Genomic DNA, 19,084 nt, shown 5'->3' on the forward strand with positions numbered 1-19,084 from the left:
TACATGCACAGTATGGGCCGCCTAAAGGATCGGCAATGCCATTCACGTCAGGAGGACACCATGGCCAGTCAACCCCCGACACATCGGGATGCGGTTAAACTGTTCGCCCGCTTGGGCTACGCCTCGCGGGGGGTCGTGTATTTACTGGTAGGCGGCTTAGCCGCGCTCGCCGCGTTAGGCCAGGGCGGCCAAACCGAAGGCAGTCGTGGCGCACTAGAGAGCGTATTGGCCGCCCCATTCGGCAAAGTAATGCTGGGTATCATTGCCCTTGGGCTAGTGGGCTACGCCACTTGGCGCACACTGCAAGCGCTTCAAGACACCGACGGCCATGGCAGTCAACTCAAAGGGTTGGCGATCCGCGCGGGCTTGTTGGTCAGTGCCGTGACGCACACGCTGCTGGCTTTTTTTGCGGCTCAGTTGATCGTCAGCTTGGGCGCATCCGGTGGCTCTGGCAGCGGCTCACAGGATGCCGCTGGCTGGCTGATGCAGCAGCCATTAGGTCGCTGGCTGGTCGCGGCGGTAGGCGCAGTTTTGATTGGCGCAGGCATTGCCCATGCCATTAAAGGGTGGAAAGCCAAATTCGACCGCCACTTCTCCATGCCCACTCACGTGCAGCGTTGGGCTTACCCCGTCTGTCGCTTTGGCTTGGCGGTGCGGGGTCTCGTCTTTGTGATCGTGGGCAGCCTATTTATCATCGCGGCGTACCAATACAATCCTAGCCAAGCAGGCGGCACGGCGGAAGCCTTGAGCACGCTGAGACACCAAGCCTTCGGCCAGTGGCTGCTTGCGTTCGTTGCCATCGGGCTGTTCGCATTCGGCGTGTATAGCCTCCTCACGGCGATTTATCGCCGCATCAACCCTTCCGTATAGCGACTCGACCCATGGCCTTCACTTCCACGCGAACCAAGCAGTGGTTCGAGCGTATCAACGGCTCGAAAAACATGCTGTGGCTGCTCGCCACGCTCTCTTTCCTAGAGACCATCATTTTGCCGATTCCCATCGAACTCGTGCTGATTCCGCTCATGGCGGTGAATCGTCAACGCATTTGGGCGATGGCCACCGCCACCACGCTGGGCTGTTTAGCGGCGTCCATCGTCGGTTACGGCGTGGGCATGGTGTTGTACCAGTCCGTCGGCACTTGGTTCATCGACTTCATGGGAATGCAGCAAAGCTATCAGGCGTTTCAGAGCTTTTTCGACCAATACGGCTTTGCCGCCATTTTAGCGATTGGCATTTTGCCGATTCCGTTCCAGGTGGCGATGATTACCGCTGGGCTCTCGGGCTACCCGATCGTGCTGTTCGCCCTGGCAGCACTGATGGCTCGCGGGCTGCGCTACTTCGGCCTGGCGTGGCTGGTACATCGTTTTGGGCACCGAGTGGAAAGCATGTGGAAACGCCACGCGCTGAAGACCAGCCTCGCGTTGGGAAGTGTGGTGCTTCTGTTGGTGCTGGGGATGCAGGCACTGGCGGGGCTGATCGTGTAGAAAACACAATAGCCGCCAACGTTGGCGGCTATTGATGGGCGCTCGAATCACGTTACTGCACGTAGTAGCCGCTCACCCGCCACGTGCCCTCTTCCAGATGTGGCGTGACGACTTCGACCACGCACTGGTTGTTCGTGAACCGGGTTTGAAAAGCGAACTCTTTGTAGTCGTTGCGCGGCGCCCCAGGCATCGAGGTGTACTGCGACATGCGGATGCGCCGCCGCGACTCGACGCTGCCCAAATCGTTGCGGGCCAGCGTCACCACGCGCTGCAGCATGGTGGGGGAAAGCGGCGTCTTCAACAGCGGCGACGACTTTTCCCAAGCCTGCTCATATTCACCTTGATCGATCGCTTCCAGCCAAGCGAGCGCGGCCGCTTCTGCCGCCTCGGCGGTAGACGCCTGCACATAAGAAGTCATCGCCAGGAGCAACGCAGAGAGAATGAGAGCAAAGGGTTTTGGCATGGCAGCCTCGTATGGCAATCGAATGTGTCGTGCGACTTTAGTAGTTATCGGACCATCACACGATTTCTTTAATCACATTAACCCTAAAGCGCTAGCCAAACTGTGAAAGAGTGCAAACTTGATCGCCGCTTGGCCAAGCCACTCCTACGCCTTCTCAAACCCCAATCGCTCGTTTACTATGCGCCACCCAATGTATTTCAGCCCTCACCATTAGGCCACTATGTCCGTCAACGCACTCTACACCGACCTTTCTGGCTACTACGATTTGATGTGCGTCGACATCGACTACCAGGCCCAGAGCAACGCCATTCGCCGCCTGCATCAGATTTTTGGCAACGAAGGCAAACGCCATCTGGATGTCGCCTGCGGTACCGGCCCCCACGTGCGCCACTTTCTTGATGATGGCTTTATCAGCAGCGGCTTGGATATCAACCAGCCCATGCTGGATATCGCCGCCCAACGCTGCCCAGAGGCAAGCTTCTCACGGCAAGACATGAGCAGTTTCGAAGTAAGTGAACCGCTGGACCTCATCACCTGCTTTCTCTACTCCATCCACTACAACGATGGCCTGGACAAGCTCGGCGACTGCATCGCCAGCGCACACCGCGCCTTGAACGAGGGCGGCGTGTTCTGCTTCAACGCGGTGGATAAGCAGCGGATCAATAACGAGCTGTTCGTAAAGCACATGGCCCAGCAGGCGGAGGAGACGTTCTCTTTCCGCTCCGGGTGGCACTACAGCGGCCAAGGGGAGCGGCAGTCGCTGCGGCTGAGCATCGAAAAGACCACGGCGGAGACAACGCAGGTGTGGCACGACGAGCACCCCATGGTGGCCGTCAGTTTTAGCGAACTCATCGCCCTGTTGGAGCCTACCTTCGAGGTGCACGTGTTCGAGCACGATTACCAGACCATCACGCCCTGGGATAACGTCTCGGGCAATGCGATCTTCGTATGTGTGAAACGCGAGCGCCTCGCTTAACCGTTATCGTTGGGGCGAAGCTGCCGCTGGACGCCCATCAAGAAATTACGCAGCATTTGGTCTTTGCATTCGCGGTAATTTTTGTGGCTGGGCTTGCGGAAAAACGCGCTGAGTTCGTGAGGGCTGAGCGGCAGGCCCATCTGATCGAACACCTCTAAAATATCCTCCGCCTTCATGTTCAGCGCGATGCGCAGTTTCTGGAACACCATGTTGTTGTTCAACTGCGCTTCCGGGGCAGGCGGTGGGCCTTCGCGCTTGCCCCGCTTGAAGCTGATGAAACCGTTCAAAAACGCCGCCAGCTCTTTGTTCTTCATGGTCACGAAGGCGTCGTCTTCGTCTTTTTTCAGCCATGCCGTCACCTGCTCCTGGGTCACGCTCACCTCCGCCAGGGCGAAGATCTTGACGATGGTGTTGTCTTTTAAGTCGAAGGTGTAGCGAATACGGCGAAAAATATCGTTATTGGTCAAAATGGGGTCCTAGGCGTGGGTTAGCGTGGCCAGCAGGTCATCGATTTCTGCTTTCAGCTCGTTATCTTCGATCGTTTGGGCGCTGGCCTGGGCCTGCTGCAAGCGTTCAATGGCCGCCTGGTTGTCGCCCAGCTCCACGTGCAGCGCCGCCATGGAAAACCCAATCGAAGCGATATGATCGTTCGACTGCTTCGCGACCGCTTTATCCAGCGCTTTTTGGTAGATGGGCAGCGCGTCCTCTAGCTCTTCGGTGAAGTCGGCCAGGGTTTCCCACTGCTCCGGGTGGTCTTTCTCGGTGTTCTCGTGCTCGGTGCAGATTGCCTGCAACTCAGCATACAGCGCTTCAAAGGTGGCGCGGTCATCTTTGGCAGCGGCCTTCATCAGCTTTTCGGCGAGCTCGTACACCGCCTTGTAAATTTTGGTGTTAATCATCGACCACGACTCTGTTCATTCGGAATGGATGCAAAACGCCCTACATGCATGTGCGTTTAGCGTCATGACAGGATTATACCTGGTTAGGATGGAGGCACGGGCAAAGGTGGAGTGGAAATAAACGCGTATTCGAGCGTCGAACGGCTGATTTTACGCTATGCTGCACCACTTTTTATTTTCGACGCCCCTTACGCCACTCTGTCAGAGCTTCTCATGCCCTTTGCAAAACTAGGCTTGTCCCGCCCGCTCGTTCAGGCGATTACTGAACTCGGTTACCAAACGCCAACACCCATCCAAGAACAAGCGATTCCTGCCATTCTGTCGGGCAAAGATTTAATCGCCACCGCACAAACCGGCACGGGCAAAACCGCTGCCTTTGTGCTGCCGCTACTGGAACGGTTCAGCAAAGCCGCAGAACCGCTGCGCGGTAAACGCATTCGCGCACTCATCCTTGTACCCACTCGCGAGCTGGCGGTTCAGGTGGACGCCAGCGTGGCGCAATACGCCAAGCATACCCCGCTCACCTCAATGGCCGCGTATGGCGGTGTAGATACCGCGCCGCAAAAAGAGCGCTTGATCGAAGGGGTGGATATTCTGGTCGCCACACCGGGCAGGCTGCTGGATTTAGCGCATCAGCGAGCGCTGCACTTCGATGAACTACAAGTCATGGTGCTGGACGAAGCGGACAGAATGGTGGATATGGGCTTTGTCGATGATATCCATAAAATCATCGTGCGCCTGCCGCAGAACCGACAGAACCTGCTGTTCACGGCTACCATGACCAACGACGTGCGCGCCATCGCCCACGCGTTTTCAGACAGCAAAATAACCGACATGGCGGCGAACATCTCCATTACGCCCAACGTGCGCGCCGCCGCCACCATCAAACAGTGGCTGATCACGGTCGACAAAGACACTAAATCTGCCCTGTTGAGCCACTTGATCAACGAGCAAGCGTGGGATCAGGCGCTGATCTTCGTCGAGAAAAAACACAGCGCGGCCAAGCTGGTGGCTCAGTTGGAAAAGCGCGGCATCCAAGCGGATTCCATCCATGGCGGCAGAAGCCAAGCCATGCGTGAAAAAGTGTTGGGTCAGTTCAAATCGGGCGAACTGAAGTACCTAGTAGCTACGGGCGTCGCCGCGCGGGGGTTGGATATTGGGGAACTCAGCCGCGTGGTGAATTACGATTTACCCTTCCAGCCAGAAGAGTACATCCACCGCATTGGCCGCACCGGCCGCGCGGGGGCCTCTGGTGAAGCGATCTCGCTGGTCGATATCAGCGACTTTAAAAACCTATGCGCGATTGAAAAGCGCTTGAAAAACACGATTGAGCGCAAAGAAGTGGAAGGCTTCCCGGTCAAAAAGGCCGTGCCCGCGTCTAACTTGAACCACGTTAAAAAAAGCAGTCGTTAAGCGTTCACCAAGAAGCTCACCTTTAAGAATACAAGGGTGAGCTTCACCGCTACTCAGCGCGTGAAAAAGCGTTCAGCAGCTCCGCATTCGTCGGGTATTTCTCCAGCAGCGTAAGCAGCTTCTGAGCGCTGGCAACAGGCTTAAGCGGTGTTAACGCTCTGCGCAGCGTGCGTACTTTTTCAAACTCCTTCACATCCATCAACAGCTCTTCTCGGCGGGTACTGCTTTTGGCAATATCAATCGCCGGGAAAATTCGCTGATTGGCCACGTCCCGTGATAGCACCAGCTCCATATTGCCCGTGCCCTTAAACTCCTCAAAAATCACCTGATCCATTCGGCTTCCCGTCTCCACCAGCGCGGTGGCTAGAATGGTGAGCGATCCGCCGTTTTCGATGTTTCGCGCCGCGCCAAACAGCTTGCGGGGAATTTCCATCGCCCGGGCATCCAACCCACCCGACATCGTGCGCCCGTTGCCACGCTGCTCGGCATTGTTAACCCGCGAAAGCCTGGTGAGTGAATCGATCACGATCATCACATCGTGCCCCTCGCCTGCCTGCTGACGCGCTTTATCCAGCAACTGATCAGCCATCCGCACATGGTGCGCGTAGCTTTCATCGGACGACGAGGCATGTACTTCTGCCGACACGCTGCGCTTAAAGTCGGTCACTTCTTCCGGGCGCTCATCGATCAGCAAGGCATAAAGCTTTATATCCAGGTAAGCCTCCGCCACGGCTTGGCAGATATGCTTTAACAGCGTCGTTTTGCCAGAACCGGGCGGTGCCACAATCAACCCCCGCTGCCCCATGCCAATGGGCGTAATCAAATCCATCGCCCGCACAGTGCTGGGCTGATCACTCGGCGCTAAATACAGGCGTGGGGAAGGATGAATGGCGGTGCCGTTGAGGAAGCGTGTTATGGGGTCGTTGGGGGTTGGGTCTTCGACTGCGTTGGTAGGTTTGGGCTGTGGAGGTCTTTTGGTTTTTAGGGTGAGGGTTTTGCGGGTCATGGGTTGGGGCCGTCTTGTCAAAGTGGGGATTCGTGGTTGGCCGTGTTCACGGTTACTCGACGGCGGATGTAAAACGTAGGCATGGCTTTCAACGACCTTTCCAACAGTACATAGCGCCTTTTCGAGCTGCTAAATATCTATCGACGCTAGCGCAATACGGATTGCATGGGGCACTGAGCTGCCGTCGAAAAGGGCCCAGCGGTAGACACACTGATGCGCTGTTGTTAGTTATGTATTATTCGTAGTGGCTCCAGAGCCTCAGAACTTTCACCACCCGTTTTTCTTCTAGTACTTGGTAAACCAGACGATGCTGAATATTGATGCGGCGTGAATAGGCCCCCGCGAGATCCCCTATGAGTTTCTCAAACGGAAGCGGCTTGCGGTAAGGGTCCTCTGCAATCAGCGCCAACAATTCATGGGCGTTTGGTTTGAGGCCGCTGGAGGCCAGTTTCTTTGCATCTTTCTGGGCGTGCTTGGTGTAAGCCAGCTTCCATGTCACCAGTCCAGCTCCTCATCGCATTCATCCACAGGGGCAGCCATCCCCTCACGAATAGACTCCCGCATACCCGGTACGGAGAGCAGATAAAGTGTTTCCTGAATGGCAGACCAGTCTTCCTCGGAAACCAGGACGGCTTTGTTCCGCTTACCCATGATAACGATGGGCTGGTGAGACTCAGCGGTCTCGTCGATCAACCGATATAGGTTGCTGCGCGCCTCAGTGGCTGTGATTCCGGTCATGACGCACCTCTTGTGAGTTCAGCTTTTCACCGAATGTACGCCTTTCGGTACGTACGTCAAGACGGACGCTTTGTATAACACCCGGAGCACGCGCGACTTAGTACTAGAAACGAAGCCGCAACGAAAAATCCGTCGCCGTGACTGCGCTTGTTAGGGCTTTTTTGATTAAGGTTCCGCCCTAATATAGCCATCTTTATATAGCTTCTCTTTGATCAGATTGTAATACACTTCCGGTGCTGCAGGTGAGACTTCATAAAGATCTTCGAGCCGCTCATTCCGGTACCAAAATGAGCCATCTGAGATATAGCACTGGAACCTTACGGTTGAAAATGAGTTAGATTTGACCGGCTTTTTTACTGAGTTAAAATGAGGTGTAACAGGCAAAAACATATAGCCTACGATTAAAGGTAGGTTTTTGCTTGTTTCTAGCAAAACCTTGAACGCCTTCTGAGAATGGAAGTGCGTATCAACAACCTCTATTGCTATGAAAGGCGACTTATCTGTTAAAGCCAAACTTTCTTCATTTCTTCCAAATATATCGAAAACAACATATTTTCCGTATATTAGTCCGAACCTTACCTCTTTATCCCAAGTATAATTCTTGACCTTTACCAGTGATTCATACCCCTTGTCTTGCTTATACCATGGACGCTCATAATAACCTAGATTATGTTTTTCATATTTGTTAAGAAAAGCGTATATCATTTTCTGCTGCTTATTATGCTCCTCACTCTCCTTGATACCTGGCTGCAAATCAGTCCTGATAGGTTTTTTCTCGAAGAAATGTGGCGTTTTAGGATGATTTCTGATCCCAAGCTGGAAAAGACCTTGAGGCTTTTCCCTGAGATCCCTTTCGCGCAAATCTGCTCTTCGCTCTTCCCTAGCCAGCTCTAAATAGGAGACAAGCTCCCATTCATTCTGATCATTTAAATAATAAGCTTCTTCGTACTTCGGCAATTTACTCTCCTTGCCCTAACGCTCGCATTTGCGGCTAGTTTGGAGCGCAGCGGAAACGCAGTCCGACAACATGCGCTTGTTAGCCTAGGCTCCAGTGTTTAACTGCGACTTCTGCCATCTTCTTCTGACGACTGTCAATAGCTTCTTTACTCCAGGTTTCTTCGGATGCAATTTCCTTAGTAAAGAGGAATGCCGAGTCTTTGTAGTACTCTTTTTTGTCTTCGAAGCAGCCATTACCAATAGTACTATTAAGCTTCGCAGACATTATAGCAAGGTTTCCAATGCGCTTTTGATAAGATCTCATTTCATCTTCAGAAAAAACATCCTGCCATACAGGGTCAGGAGTCGTTGGCAACACGTGCTCTAAGTTCACACTGTTGGTATCATAATTCGGTATTGTCTCTTTATTTTCGCCAGCAGAAGCAATCTCCAGCTCACGCAAATAATAACGGGCTATTTTTTGTTTCGAAACAGTTGCAATGGAAAAAGCAGACAAGAATGCTGCATCACTTGGAACACTTTTAAACGCTTGAATCACTTCGATTGGTGTTTTTATTTTTTCCTCTGTTACAGCTTTTGCTGTATCTGAATATACCCTTTCAAGAGTACCGCCCCCGATGCCACCAACCATCTGATATCTAACTGCTGCGGAAACAAGTTTTTTAAATGCCTCAGAGACTTTCTTGGCAGAAAATTTATTTAGTAAAGCTAATAACAATGGTCGTATCTGAGTCATGCCAAGAAGATTGAAGGTAGATACTGAATACGCCACATCGTTACTAAAATCATTCCAGTAATCATGATCTGTATTTAATAATGCTGTATAAATCCTTACAGTATCAGCCAGCTCAGTTGAAAACTTCAAAGAACCACGCTTACTAGTAATCTTTGTCTTTAGAAGGGAGAAGAGATCTTTTTCCCGAACCAAGCCATACCTTGCCATTGCAAAGTGTCTAATATAAGTGACCGTGAGTGGGTCGTCCGATGCGCTTTCCAGCGTCGATACCATAGACATCCAGCGATTCTTTGTTTCTTCAATTTTCTCGCCGGACTTATGGAATAAGTAATTCTTTACAAGGTCTGAAATTGCTAGCTCCAAGCCCCGGTCATTGAGGGTTTCAAATATTACGAAGGCGTTACTATCATCCGGAGCCGTTACTACAATAACTTTTAAGCTTGTTTCTATATAGTCTAGCCAAGAATGAAGCTCTTCCTCAGAGTCTTTCGATTTAACACAAACATCAGATAGGTATTTCTCACAATGTTTCGCGGCTGACACCAATCTCTTGTGTGATTGCCTCCGAACTTTTTTTGAATCAACGTCATCAAAGTTCTCAATTAGATCCTGATAAATTTCATTATCAATCTCATTTAGAATTAGTTTGGGCTCTCTTTCCTTTGTTCTCCTATCAGTATTAGCTAAAAAATCAGACTTTACTGATACAACCACTTCATGATCTTCATCGCGCTGAAAAATTTCTTTAATTGCGGCGATAACTAAGCTTATTGTGGTGAGCCTTTGCTGCCCATCTACCACTTCAAATCTTCCATTATCAGCACTAGTAACAACTACTGATCCTAAAAAATATTCACGCTCTTTGTTAACAATCGCCTCTTTAATATCATCTAGCAAAGCTTCGACATGATCGATTTCCCAAGCGTAAGATCGTTGGTATGCAGGAACGCTAAAGCGGCGACTTTTGAGTACACCACCAATCCCTTCAAGATTGATATTTAACTGTTGAATTTGACTCATGTATATTTCCTGTATTCGTCGATCACGTATCGAGGAAGGCTAACGCTTGCAGCACGCGCGCCCTTGAAATGGAGCCAGAAGCACAATGTAATGGGCGTCGCTATGACTGCGATTGTTAGAAATCCATACCCAGATCATTGCGGATTTGCTCCCATTTTTTTGTCAGTGATGGATTTAGTTTGTGAAATACTTTAGATGAAAGAAGACACGAAGACGACGATTTGGCGGTTTCATAAGCTACGAAAGCATCCAGAATTGTGGCAATCTCTTTCGCAGAGTCGCTACCGATCTTATGTAAAAAATAGTTATGCAGCCTCTCATATGTTCGCTCTTGGCGAGCTCTAAGGGCCTCAAGACTAAGCCACTGAGCAACAATCTCGCCCGAAAAAACAATTTGCGTTATCCATATCATAACATTTAAATCTGTATCACGGAGCGAAAACAGGAGAACCCAAAAAGCGCTATATACAAGAACTTTAGCACGTTTATTGACAAGCATTTTCCCAGCTACTTCAGAGCTGAAAAAGGCGTTTTCCATAGTATTTGCACCTAGACGCTTTATGGAAGGAGCATACATGTTGTTATAATATAGCGCCGTTTTATCATGAGATAGCGGAGTTCCAAAAGAATCTGAAAGCATTTGCTTTCTTCTCAATTGCTCCGCTCTCGGAATTAGATAAAATCTATTTACTTGCGAGGCGACGAACTGAAAAAGCACTGTCGAAATAAATAATATTGGCAATGATTCCTGCCATAGAACAGGAATATCCTCAGAGAATAAAATAATTAAAGAAAGCAGGGCATTAATCCAGAAAAGACATGCTACAATAAATTCTAGACTACCCGCCGAACGGTAGTAGCCAGATACCTCATCAATCCTTTCTTTTTTTTCGTAAGTCATAGTATTGGAACAATCTTTTTGATTTCTATCTCAGCCGATACCGGCATGTCATCGGCTTCATATTGCTTTGCTTTCGCCGCGTAATTTTTTGCACGCTCTACTTTATCTTTAATATATTGTGGAGTATCGTGGGTGCAACTAAACCCTTGCCAAAAATTGTAGAAATAATCTTTTAAAGATGTGCAGAACCAGAAACTCTGGTTTACGATGTATTTTTCTAAATCATAAGAAGCGAACGGGTACCCTTGCATAGAGTTCCAATATTTCACCAACCTAACCAAAGGTTTAATCTTATTATTCTCTGCGGTGTTTTTATCCGATATCTGCCGGTTCGCAGAAGTGGGGTCTGTTGACATCCACTCTTCCCAAGAAGATCTTGGCGATGGAATTAGGTATCCATAGCTATACACTGAAGGCACAAGCTCAAACCTTATATGATTCAGTAATAATACTATGGTGGGGCTAGATTGTGATATTTCTGATCGCGTATACTTATTCTCAGCAAACCGCCTGAGTCTATCTAGATACGTTTGTGGTTTTTTTTGACCCTCAGAAGTATCAAAAACAACCATATAATCTATATCCGACTTTTTATCAGCTTTTCTCGGCAGAATCGTACCTCGACAACTTGAACCAAATTGGAACTTTTCATTTATAGCACCGCCAAAATATGCATCAAGACGCGATGATAGCGTATTGATAGATGTTGTAATATTTGATTTTTCAGTGCTCGACAGCACCAGATCACTCGCTAAATTGACGAGGTGCGAGTTCACAGTCATAGATTACTCCCCAAGATTTCTAACAGTGATTATATAGCACTCCACACAACACAATTGAACGCGCCAGCACATTTACTGATGTTATATAGCCACTCTAAACCTCATAAATCACTGTTTCAATTAAGCTATTTCTGATGCATAGCAACATATCCACAATTCGCATGCCCACTACTTTTAACTATTTAATCATACTCTATTCATAAATTTGGCTTAGGTCACGCAGGTTTTTTGAAAAATTGTGCTGGGTCAAAGGATGGAGTGGTTTGAGGAGTGTGAGTGAGGGGATGTGGCGGGGCCGGGGCGGCTGGGGGCCGCCTTCGCGGGTGCCTTCCTCGCTCGTTGCACTCGCTCAGGCGTTACACCGCGCTACAAGGAATTTGGCTTTGTGGCTTCATCGGGAGGGTATATCAAGCAGGTGGGAGAATTCGGCATTGTGGCTTTATCGTCGCGAGATGAAGCTCCATCCAACAGCTTCAGGCCGCCACCAGCCGAAGCCTTAGGCATAGCACAGGGTAATGAGGGTTCGATTATCGTCCCCTCACCATTCACAATTCACTAACCGCCCCTCTCCTTTAAAGCTCAATCCCTTTCTGGGCTTTGATGCCTTGGTCTTTGAAGGCGTGTTTGACGACTTTCATTTCGGTGACGGTGTCGGCGAGGTCGATGAGTTGTTGGGGGGCGTAGCGGCCGGTGACGATGGCGTGCTGCATGGCGGGGCGGGCTTGAAGGTCGTCGAGCACTTGGTCTAGGTCTAGATACTCGTAGCGTAGGGCGATGTTGAGTTCGTCGAGCAGTACCATGTGATAGCTGTCGTCTTGGAGCATGCGCTTGGCTTGCTCCCAGGCGGCGTTGGCGGCGGCGACGTCGCGTTCGCGGTCTTGAGTGTCCCAGGTGTAGCCTTCGCCCATCACGTGGTAGTCCACGTTGGGCAGGTTGCGGAAGAAGGCTTCTTCGCCGGTGCTGAACGCGCCCTTGATGAACTGCACCACGCCGACCTTCATGCCGTGGCCAAGGGCGCGGGCGAGCATGCCAAAACCGGAGCTGCTTTTGCCTTTGCCGGGGCCGGTGAGCACCAGCAAGATGCCCTGCTCTTTGTCGGCGCGGGCAATGCGCTCGTTCATGATTTTTTGCTTGGCCGCCATGCGCTGGGCATGGCGTTCCGGGGTTTTGGCATTGTCGCGCATAGGGGTTCCTTGGGATGTTTTACGAACTACGTTTTAGGCTTTCAGTACGTAACGCAGGGTTTCCACGACCTGATCGGTGGTGGTGCACCAGGCTTGCGCTTGGGCGTCGACTTCTTTCAGCGGGTGAACGATATCTTCGCTGTGCAGGGTGATGTAGGGCTTGGCGAGCGCCGCGCAGTAGCCCGCATCGAAAGCGGCGTTCCACTGCTTGTACTTGTCGCCAAAGCGCACCACCACTAGATCCGCCTGCTCGATCATCGTGCGGGTGCGGATGGCGTTCACTTTCGACGACTGATGATCGCGCCAGAAGCCGTTTTCCGGTTTGCCCAGGTGGTCGCCAGCAGCATCGGAAGCGTCGTGGTCGGTCACCGGGGCGGTGAAGACGACGTCCAGGCCCGCCGCGTCTGCACCGCGCTGGATCTCTTCGCGCCAGTCGGTGTGAATCTCGCCGGAAAGATAGACGTAAAAGCTCATGGTCGCTCCTTTAGGGTTGGGGAGTGTCTCGCCGCTCTATGATAGCCCACTGCTGCTTTATGGAAAAAACTTCCATATTTTTGAGCTTGTGGCCGCGCTCTCCCCCTGCCCGTTACTCCGCTAGGTGAATCATTTGGCCAGTGAAAATATTCGCCACCAATTTAGGTGCTGAGGGGAAGTAGCCATGGAAGTAGCTGGCCACCAAGGCACCATCACGATAAATCGGTTCGGCTTCGCTGCCTGCCAGTTTGCGGGTGCGGGCCAGCGGCTGCATGACGGTTTCCAGCAGCGAGTGGTGGTAGGTGTGGCCGCGCAGTTCGCCGCGTTGGGTGTGCAGGCTTTGCAGCCCTAACGCAGTGAGCTTACCGGCCATTTTGGCGGTGCCGGGCAGCAGCCCCATCATTGTGTGGCTTATGCCTTCGCCGTCGACCAGCTGCTCAACGCAGCTCATTAGCCCGCCGCACTCGGCGAGAATGGGTTTGCCTGCCCGGTGGTGAGCGCTGATCGCCTCTAGCATGGGCTGGTTGGCGCTGAAGCGGGCGGCGTGCAGTTCTGGGTAGCCGCCGGGCAGCCAGAGGGCGTCGCATTCTGGCAGTGCTGCATCGTTGAGCGGTGAGAAGAAGTGCAGCGTCGCGCCCATCTCTTCTAATACTTCGAGATTCGCGCGGTAGATAAACGCAAAGGCGTCGTCTTTAGCAATGGCAATACGCACGCCGCGCAAATAGTCCGGTGCAGGCGTGGGGGCGTCAGCGCTTAGCGTTACCTCTTTAGGCAAGCGGCCTAACCCAGCTTCTTCTAACACCTTGGCGGCGGCGTCTAGCTGGGCATCCAGGCCGCTCAGCTCACTGGCTTGCACCAGGCCCAAGTGGCGGTCGGGGATTTTCATCGCGTCATGACGGGGAATTGCGCCTAGCAGCGCAATGCCTTCCGGCATGCTCTCATTCAGCAGCTTGCCGTGGCCGGGGCTGCCGATGCGGTTGGCGATCACTTCGTGAATGTCGAGGTCGGGGTGGTAGTTGGCCAGGCCTTGGGCCACCGCGCCAAAGGTTTGCGCCATGCCACAGGCATCGATCACCGGCAGCGCGGGGATGCCCGCCAGGATGGCCAAGTCCGCGCTGGAGGGCGAGCCATCGAATAGCCCCATGGAGCCCTCCACCAAAATCACGTCGGCTTCTTGGGCGGCTTTGGCTAAGCGCCAGCGGCACTCATGCTCGCCGGTCATCCAGGGGTGAAGCTGATACACTGGCTGGCCGGAAGCGACTTCTTGCACCATGGGGTCTAGGTAATCGGGGCCGTGTTTGAAGACCCGCACGGTGCGCCCGGCGTTGCGGTGCAGCCGTGCCAGCGCCGCCGTGACCATGGATTTGCCCTGGCCCGAACCGGGGGCGCTGATCAGCGCTGCGTGTGCTTTACCTTGCAACATGTCTCTTCCTTAAATCACTCATGGTCGGTAAGGGGTGCCTGGATGGGCACAAACACCGGCGCACCACCCACATCTACCGTGGCCAGCCGCTGTTGGTAGAGCCGTTCTAGGGCGCTGGGCACCAGCATGGTGTCTCGTGGGCCCCAGCAGGCTTCACCGCTGGGGTAAAGCAGCAGAATGTGGTCGCACCAGCGGGCGGCTAAATTCAAATCGTGCAGGCACATCATCACCGCGCTGCCTTGGGCGGCCTGCTCGGCCATCAGCGCCATCACCGCGCTTTGGTGGTGTAAATCCAGGTGGTTGGTGGGTTCGTCCGCCAGCCAGATGTTGGGCGCTTGCGTGAGTACCGTCGCCATGGCTACCCGCTGGCGTTCACCGCCGGAAAGCGTGCTGACCAAGCGGTGGCGAAGATGGGCCACATCCAGCGCTTCCAGGGCGGCCTCGGCGCGGGCGTAGTCGCCGGCCCCTTCCATCTGCCACAGGGAAAGGTAGGGGTGGCGGCCTATCAGCGCGGTCTCCAGCACCGTGGCGGGAAAGCCGTCTAGCCGCTCTTGAAACACCAGCCCTAACTGCTGCGCCACTTGCCGCCTGCGCAGTTGGCCAAGCGGTTTGTCGCCGATCAGCACCTGACCGGACCGGGGGGCGTTCAGCCCCGCCAGCGTATGCAACAGCGTGGTTTTACCCGCCCCGTTGGGGCCAAGCACGCCCCACACCTGCCCTGGCTCGATGGTGAGATTCAGCGCCGTGCCTGCGCTGCGCCCCGGCACGTTGATGATCAGGTCTTGGGTCGCCAAGCGGGTCATCAGCGGCTCCGGTAGAGCAAGAAAAGGAAGGTAGGCACGCCCAGCAGCGCGGTAATCACCCCGACGGGGAGCTGCTCGGGGGCAATCATCGTCCGCGCTAGGGTGTCGGCGAGTACCAGGAGCGTGCCGCCTGCCAGCGCGCAGGCGGGTAGAATCAAGCGCTGGTCGTTACCGAGCAGCAGGCGCAACATATGGGGCACTACCAACCCCACAAACCCAATGCTGCCTGCGGTGGTCACGGCGGCGGCGGTCAAGAGGCTGGCGGCAATGTAAATGCCCCACTCCAACGGGCGAACATCCACACCCAGAGCGGCGGCCTGCAGGGGGCCACGGGCCAGCACGTTAAGGCTGCGCCCCAGCGGTATCAGCAATACACAGGTGGCGATTAATAGCAGCAGCGGCGGCCACGGCGTGCGGGCGTAAGATAAATCTCCCATCAGCCAATAGAGCATGCCCGGCAGCCGCTCGGTGGGGCTTAGCGCGAGCATCAGGGTAATCACTGCGCCCCACCCCGCGGCCACGACCACGCCAGTGAGCAACAGCCTTGAGGGCGTCCAGCCGCCGCTGCCGTGGGCTAGGCCAAACACTAAAAACGTGGAGAACAGCGCGCCTAAAAACGCCGAACCCGAAATAATCACACCACCCATCCCGGCCAGCATGGCTGCCAGTGCCCCCATCGATGCCCCGCCGGATAGCCCCAGCACGTAGGGGTCGGCCAGCGGGTTACGTAGCAGCACCTGCATTAGCGCACCGGCCACCGCCAACAGCCCGCCCACCGCAAAGGCGGAAAGCGCCCGTGGCAAGCGAAGCTCGATCACCATGGTGCGCGCCAGCGCATCGCCCTGGCCCTGCACCACCGCCCAAAGCTGCGCTGCCGAAAGCTGCGCGCTGCCCACCGCCAGAGAAAACAGCATGGCGGCCACGGCGATCAGCGCCAGCAGGCCAAGGGGTTGCCACAGGCGCATTACCATCAAGATCCCCTGCGCTTTTGGCGGGTGTGTTCGAGCTTTTCACACAGAATCTGCGCGCCTTCCAGCAGGCGCGGCGTGGGCCGCTGAATTAAGGAAGGCGGCACGAAATAGAGGTTACCGGCGTCCACGGCGGCAAGGTTGGGGTACTGCTCCCAGTGGGTGAGCCAGTCGCGGTTCTCCTCCCCCATGCCTCCGGCAATGATGGCGTCGGGATTGGCCGCTAGCACGGCTTCATCGTCTAAACGCGGTACTAATCGGTGCTGATCGCCAAAGACGTTTTCGCCGCCGCACAATTGCACCACTTGCCCAATCAGGTGGTCGTCATTGACGCTCATCAACGGCTCGTCCCACACCTGATAAAACGTCGCCACAGGGTCACGCTCGCTATAGCGGGCGGTAAGCGCGGCCATGCCCTCTCTGAACTCATTGGCCGCCTGTTTGCCTACCGGTTCGGTACCGGCCAGGCGGGCAAGCCGCTCGATGGTGTCGGCCACCGCCTCGACGCTGCGCGGCTCGATATAAAATACCGGCATGCCCAGCGCTTCGAGGGTATCCATTTGCTCGGCGGGGTTCCCCGTTACCCAGCCGATGACTAAATCCGGGGCAAGCCCTACCAGGGCTTCCAAATCGATTCGGGTGTGGCTACCCACCGAGGCCACGTCCTTTGCTTCCGGCGGGTAGTCGCTATAACTCACCACGGCCACCACCTGATCCCCAGCGCCAGCGGCGTAGGTCAGTTCCGTGGCACCGGGTGAAAGCGTGGCGATGCGGTTGGCCGAGGCATGTAGGCACACTTCCCGGCCACGGTCATCGACCGCGCAGCGGCTGGGGTTATCAGCATGAAGCGGGGTGGCAATGCCGCTACCCAGCCATAGGAAAGCGGCGCCCAAGGCGCCGCCGAACTGCATGCATTTATTGGCCAAAGTGAACACTCAAGAATCCTGCTCGGCCCGCGTTGATATAGTCGGCACCGTCAAACGAGCGCGTGGTGACATAGTTTTGATCCAGCACGTTCTCTAACGTTACCCGAGCGCTCCACAGCGGCGCAAACTGCCAGCCTGCACGCAGGTTCACCAAACCGTACCCGCTCAGCCGGTCTTCATTGGCCGCATCACGGTAGCGATGGTTTTGCGCGACCCAAGAGCCGCCCAGAGACCAATCACCCAGCTCGCGGTCGACGTCCAGGCGCAGGCTTTGCGAGGCACGGTTTTGCAGGCGTTTGCCGGTCAAGCGGTTTTCGGGGTCGGTGTAGGTCAGCGCGGCGGCCAGCGTCCACTCGTTCACGTCGACACCCGCGCTAAGCTCTGCTCCACGAATGCGCGTTTCCGGCACGTTGAACTGTAACCCTTGGCCTGCAATCAAGTTGTCGATATCGGTTTGGTAAAGCGCCGCATCCCAGAACCAGCGGGCATACTGGCCACGCACGCCGACTTCGATCGACTCGGAGGTTTCCGACGCCAAGTCCGGGTTACCAAAACCAGGGAAATAAAGCTGGTTGTAGGTCGGTGCGTTGAACGCCGTGCCGTAGTTGGCGCGCAGCGTGTGGTGGCTATCCACGTCATACCCGATCCCCACGCTGCCCGTCACCTCGTCGCCGTAGGACTCGTTGTCATCAAAGCGAAGGCTGCCTTGAAGCGTGAAGGGAGAGAAATCCAGCAGCGCCTGGGTGAAGACGGCCGCGTTGCTGCGACTGGTTTCGTCGTAGGCGGTGGTGCTGTCTACCCGGTCTTCGCTGTACTCGGCCCCGGCGACCACTTCGTGGGCACCCACGGTTACGGTGTTCTCCCAGCGCGCCGTGCGTATTTTGGTATTGAACGAGGTATCGCCAAAATCAGCGACGTTATCGCTTTCGTCCCGCGATTCGCTGAGCGTCAAGCGGCTGCGCCAGCTGTCGGTCATCGGCAGCTCGCCATACACGCCCGCGACCTGCTGAACGAAGTCATTTTCCCCGCCATCATACTCGTTATGCCCACGGGCACGCAGCGCCAATACGCCTGCTTCGGCACCGTTCGCGAAGGTGTGCGACACGCGCGCCAGCGCGGAGGTGTTGTCGTAGCCTTTGTCGTCGCCATTACGACGCACTGGCTGGCCGTCGGTATTGAAGTGGCTGCCAGAAAAGCTGTAACGCGTGCCGCCCTCTTTACCGCTGACGCCTGCGCTCAGCCGCTGGGTGTTGAACGAGCCGCCGCCTACGGAAATACGCGACTGAGGGCCTTCGTCTTCACCCTGTGGGGTAAACAACTGTATGACGCCGCCCATGGCGTCGGCCCCGTAAAGGCTGCCGCGAGGACCGCGCACGATTTCGGCACGCTCGAACATGCGTGGCTCCAAATATTGCCAAGCGGCCCCGCCGCTAGTAGCCGAGCGCAAACGGATACCATCGATCATCAGGACATTCTGCGCGCTGCCCGTGCCGCGAATGAAGACGCTGCTATTCTTGCCGAAGCTACCATTACTGGAAACGTCCACGCCCGGCTGGCCACGCAGCAGGTCGGTAATACTGACGGGGTCTTGGCGGCGCAGCGCGGCCTCGTCGATTACCGTGACCGACGAGAGGCTTTCATTAGCGGTGCGCGGAGCGAGTGCGGCCGTGACCACGACGGGATTCAGCGTGTTGGAGGACGTCGCGGTGGCCGATGCGCTTTGCGCCTGAACGGCCAGCGGTAGCGCGGCCATGGTAAACGCCGCAAGCGTTGCGGGGGTATGAAAACGATTGAACATGGTGGGTCCCTTGCTCGCTGTGCTCACCCGCACAGCGTATTTTTTAGTGACCGGGCAGGGGCACACAAGGGAAATCCGTGGCAGAGCGCCACGTAACGTCACCCTGTACATGCCCTCCGCATGCCGGTAATCC

Annotated in this window: 21 protein-coding genes; 4 read left to right on the plus strand and 17 right to left on the minus strand. The window is 54.8% G+C overall.

The window, feature by feature from the left end:
- The first annotated feature begins 60 nt into the window (after positions 1-60).
- Positions 61-870, plus strand: coding sequence for a DUF1206 domain-containing protein (locus tag FHJ80_RS15220; RefSeq protein ID WP_139528171.1), 810 nt, complete (start codon positions 61-63; stop codon positions 868-870).
- 11 nt (positions 871-881) lie between these two features.
- Positions 882-1,484, plus strand: coding sequence for a YqaA family protein (locus FHJ80_RS15225; protein WP_139528172.1), 603 nt, complete (start codon positions 882-884; stop codon positions 1,482-1,484).
- 52 nt (positions 1,485-1,536) lie between these two features.
- On the opposite strand, the gene FHJ80_RS15230 is transcribed toward FHJ80_RS15225, so the two are convergent.
- Entirely contained in the window at positions 1,537-1,947 is a 411-nt protein-coding gene (locus FHJ80_RS15230) for a DUF4019 domain-containing protein (RefSeq protein WP_139528173.1), read from the minus strand.
- Positions 1,948-2,167: 220 nt separating this feature from the next.
- On the opposite strand from FHJ80_RS15230, the gene FHJ80_RS15235 reads away from it, so the two are divergent.
- The gene (locus tag FHJ80_RS15235) at positions 2,168-2,923 is read left to right on the plus strand and encodes a class I SAM-dependent methyltransferase (RefSeq protein ID WP_139528174.1); all 756 of its coding nucleotides are present in this window, start codon (positions 2,168-2,170) and stop codon (positions 2,921-2,923) included.
- On the opposite strand, the gene FHJ80_RS15240 is transcribed toward FHJ80_RS15235, so the two are convergent.
- On the minus strand, positions 2,920-3,390 hold the full coding sequence (locus tag FHJ80_RS15240; RefSeq protein WP_139528175.1) for a DUF1456 family protein: 471 nt from the start codon (positions 3,388-3,390) through the stop codon (positions 2,920-2,922). The two genes, FHJ80_RS15235 and FHJ80_RS15240, sit on opposite strands and share 4 nt — an antisense overlap.
- A 9-nt stretch (positions 3,391-3,399) precedes the next feature.
- Positions 3,400-3,822, minus strand: coding sequence for a tetratricopeptide repeat protein (locus tag FHJ80_RS15245; RefSeq protein ID WP_139528176.1), 423 nt, complete (start codon positions 3,820-3,822; stop codon positions 3,400-3,402).
- 213 nt (positions 3,823-4,035) lie between these two features.
- Here FHJ80_RS15245 and FHJ80_RS15250 point away from each other — a divergent pair, with 213 nt between their 5' ends.
- Positions 4,036-5,235: a DEAD/DEAH box helicase gene (locus tag FHJ80_RS15250; RefSeq protein WP_139528177.1), complete on the plus strand. Its 1,200-nt coding sequence runs from the start codon at positions 4,036-4,038 to the stop codon at positions 5,233-5,235.
- A gap of 49 nt (positions 5,236-5,284) precedes the next feature.
- On the opposite strand, the gene rho is transcribed toward FHJ80_RS15250, so the two are convergent.
- From rho to FHJ80_RS15320, 14 genes are all read right to left on the minus strand, one after another.
- Positions 5,285-6,241 carry a transcription termination factor Rho gene (gene rho, locus FHJ80_RS15255; protein ID WP_139528178.1) on the minus strand — a complete coding sequence of 319 codons (957 nt, stop codon included), beginning with the start codon at positions 6,239-6,241 and terminating at the stop codon, positions 5,285-5,287.
- 235 nt (positions 6,242-6,476) lie between these two features.
- The gene (locus FHJ80_RS15260; RefSeq protein WP_139528179.1) at positions 6,477-6,740 is read right to left on the minus strand and encodes a Txe/YoeB family addiction module toxin; all 264 of its coding nucleotides are present in this window, start codon (positions 6,738-6,740) and stop codon (positions 6,477-6,479) included.
- A complete protein-coding gene (locus FHJ80_RS15265) occupies positions 6,737-6,979 on the minus strand; it encodes a type II toxin-antitoxin system Phd/YefM family antitoxin (RefSeq protein WP_139528180.1) in 243 nt (80 codons plus the stop codon). The genes FHJ80_RS15260 and FHJ80_RS15265 overlap by 4 nt, the downstream gene beginning before the upstream one ends.
- A 165-nt stretch (positions 6,980-7,144) precedes the next feature.
- Positions 7,145-7,936: a hypothetical protein gene (locus tag FHJ80_RS15270; protein ID WP_139528181.1), complete on the minus strand. Its 792-nt coding sequence runs from the start codon at positions 7,934-7,936 to the stop codon at positions 7,145-7,147.
- Between the two features lie 79 nt (positions 7,937-8,015).
- Positions 8,016-9,692: a DUF262 domain-containing protein gene (locus tag FHJ80_RS15275; RefSeq protein ID WP_139528182.1), complete on the minus strand. Its 1,677-nt coding sequence runs from the start codon at positions 9,690-9,692 to the stop codon at positions 8,016-8,018.
- Positions 9,693-9,807: 115 nt separating this feature from the next.
- Positions 9,808-10,593, minus strand: a complete 786-nt coding sequence (locus tag FHJ80_RS15280; protein WP_139528183.1) for a hypothetical protein — start codon at positions 10,591-10,593, stop codon at positions 9,808-9,810.
- Complete coding sequence (locus FHJ80_RS15285) at positions 10,590-11,375, minus strand: nucleotidyltransferase (protein WP_139528184.1); 786 nt, start codon at positions 11,373-11,375, stop codon at positions 10,590-10,592. Before FHJ80_RS15285 ends, FHJ80_RS15280 begins: the two co-directional genes overlap by 4 nt.
- A gap of 572 nt (positions 11,376-11,947) precedes the next feature.
- Positions 11,948-12,559 carry a cob(I)yrinic acid a,c-diamide adenosyltransferase gene (gene cobO / locus FHJ80_RS15290; protein WP_139528185.1) on the minus strand — a complete coding sequence of 204 codons (612 nt, stop codon included), beginning with the start codon at positions 12,557-12,559 and terminating at the stop codon, positions 11,948-11,950.
- Between the two features lie 33 nt (positions 12,560-12,592).
- Positions 12,593-13,033 (minus strand): YtoQ family protein, encoded by a 441-nt coding sequence (locus FHJ80_RS15295; protein ID WP_139528186.1) that lies wholly within the window; start codon positions 13,031-13,033, stop codon positions 12,593-12,595.
- Positions 13,034-13,145: 112 nt separating this feature from the next.
- Positions 13,146-14,456 carry a cobyrinate a,c-diamide synthase gene (locus tag FHJ80_RS15300; RefSeq protein ID WP_139528187.1) on the minus strand — a complete coding sequence of 437 codons (1,311 nt, stop codon included), beginning with the start codon at positions 14,454-14,456 and terminating at the stop codon, positions 13,146-13,148.
- 14 nt (positions 14,457-14,470) lie between these two features.
- Positions 14,471-15,259 carry an ABC transporter ATP-binding protein gene (locus tag FHJ80_RS15305; protein ID WP_139528188.1) on the minus strand — a complete coding sequence of 263 codons (789 nt, stop codon included), beginning with the start codon at positions 15,257-15,259 and terminating at the stop codon, positions 14,471-14,473.
- Complete coding sequence (locus FHJ80_RS15310) at positions 15,259-16,230, minus strand: iron ABC transporter permease (protein WP_139528189.1); 972 nt, start codon at positions 16,228-16,230, stop codon at positions 15,259-15,261. The genes FHJ80_RS15305 and FHJ80_RS15310 overlap by 1 nt, the downstream gene beginning before the upstream one ends.
- On the minus strand, positions 16,230-17,138 hold the full coding sequence (locus tag FHJ80_RS15315) for a cobalamin-binding protein (RefSeq protein ID WP_139528227.1): 909 nt from the start codon (positions 17,136-17,138) through the stop codon (positions 16,230-16,232). The genes FHJ80_RS15310 and FHJ80_RS15315 overlap by 1 nt, the downstream gene beginning before the upstream one ends.
- A gap of 4 nt (positions 17,139-17,142) precedes the next feature.
- Positions 17,143-18,951, minus strand: a complete 1,809-nt coding sequence (locus FHJ80_RS15320) for a TonB-dependent receptor domain-containing protein (RefSeq protein WP_139528190.1) — start codon at positions 18,949-18,951, stop codon at positions 17,143-17,145.
- Positions 18,952-19,084: the final 133 nt, after the last annotated feature.

The sequence above is a fragment of the Halomonas sp. BL6 genome, assembly GCF_006228115.1.
Lineage (GTDB): Bacteria > Pseudomonadota > Gammaproteobacteria > Pseudomonadales > Halomonadaceae > Vreelandella > Vreelandella piezotolerans.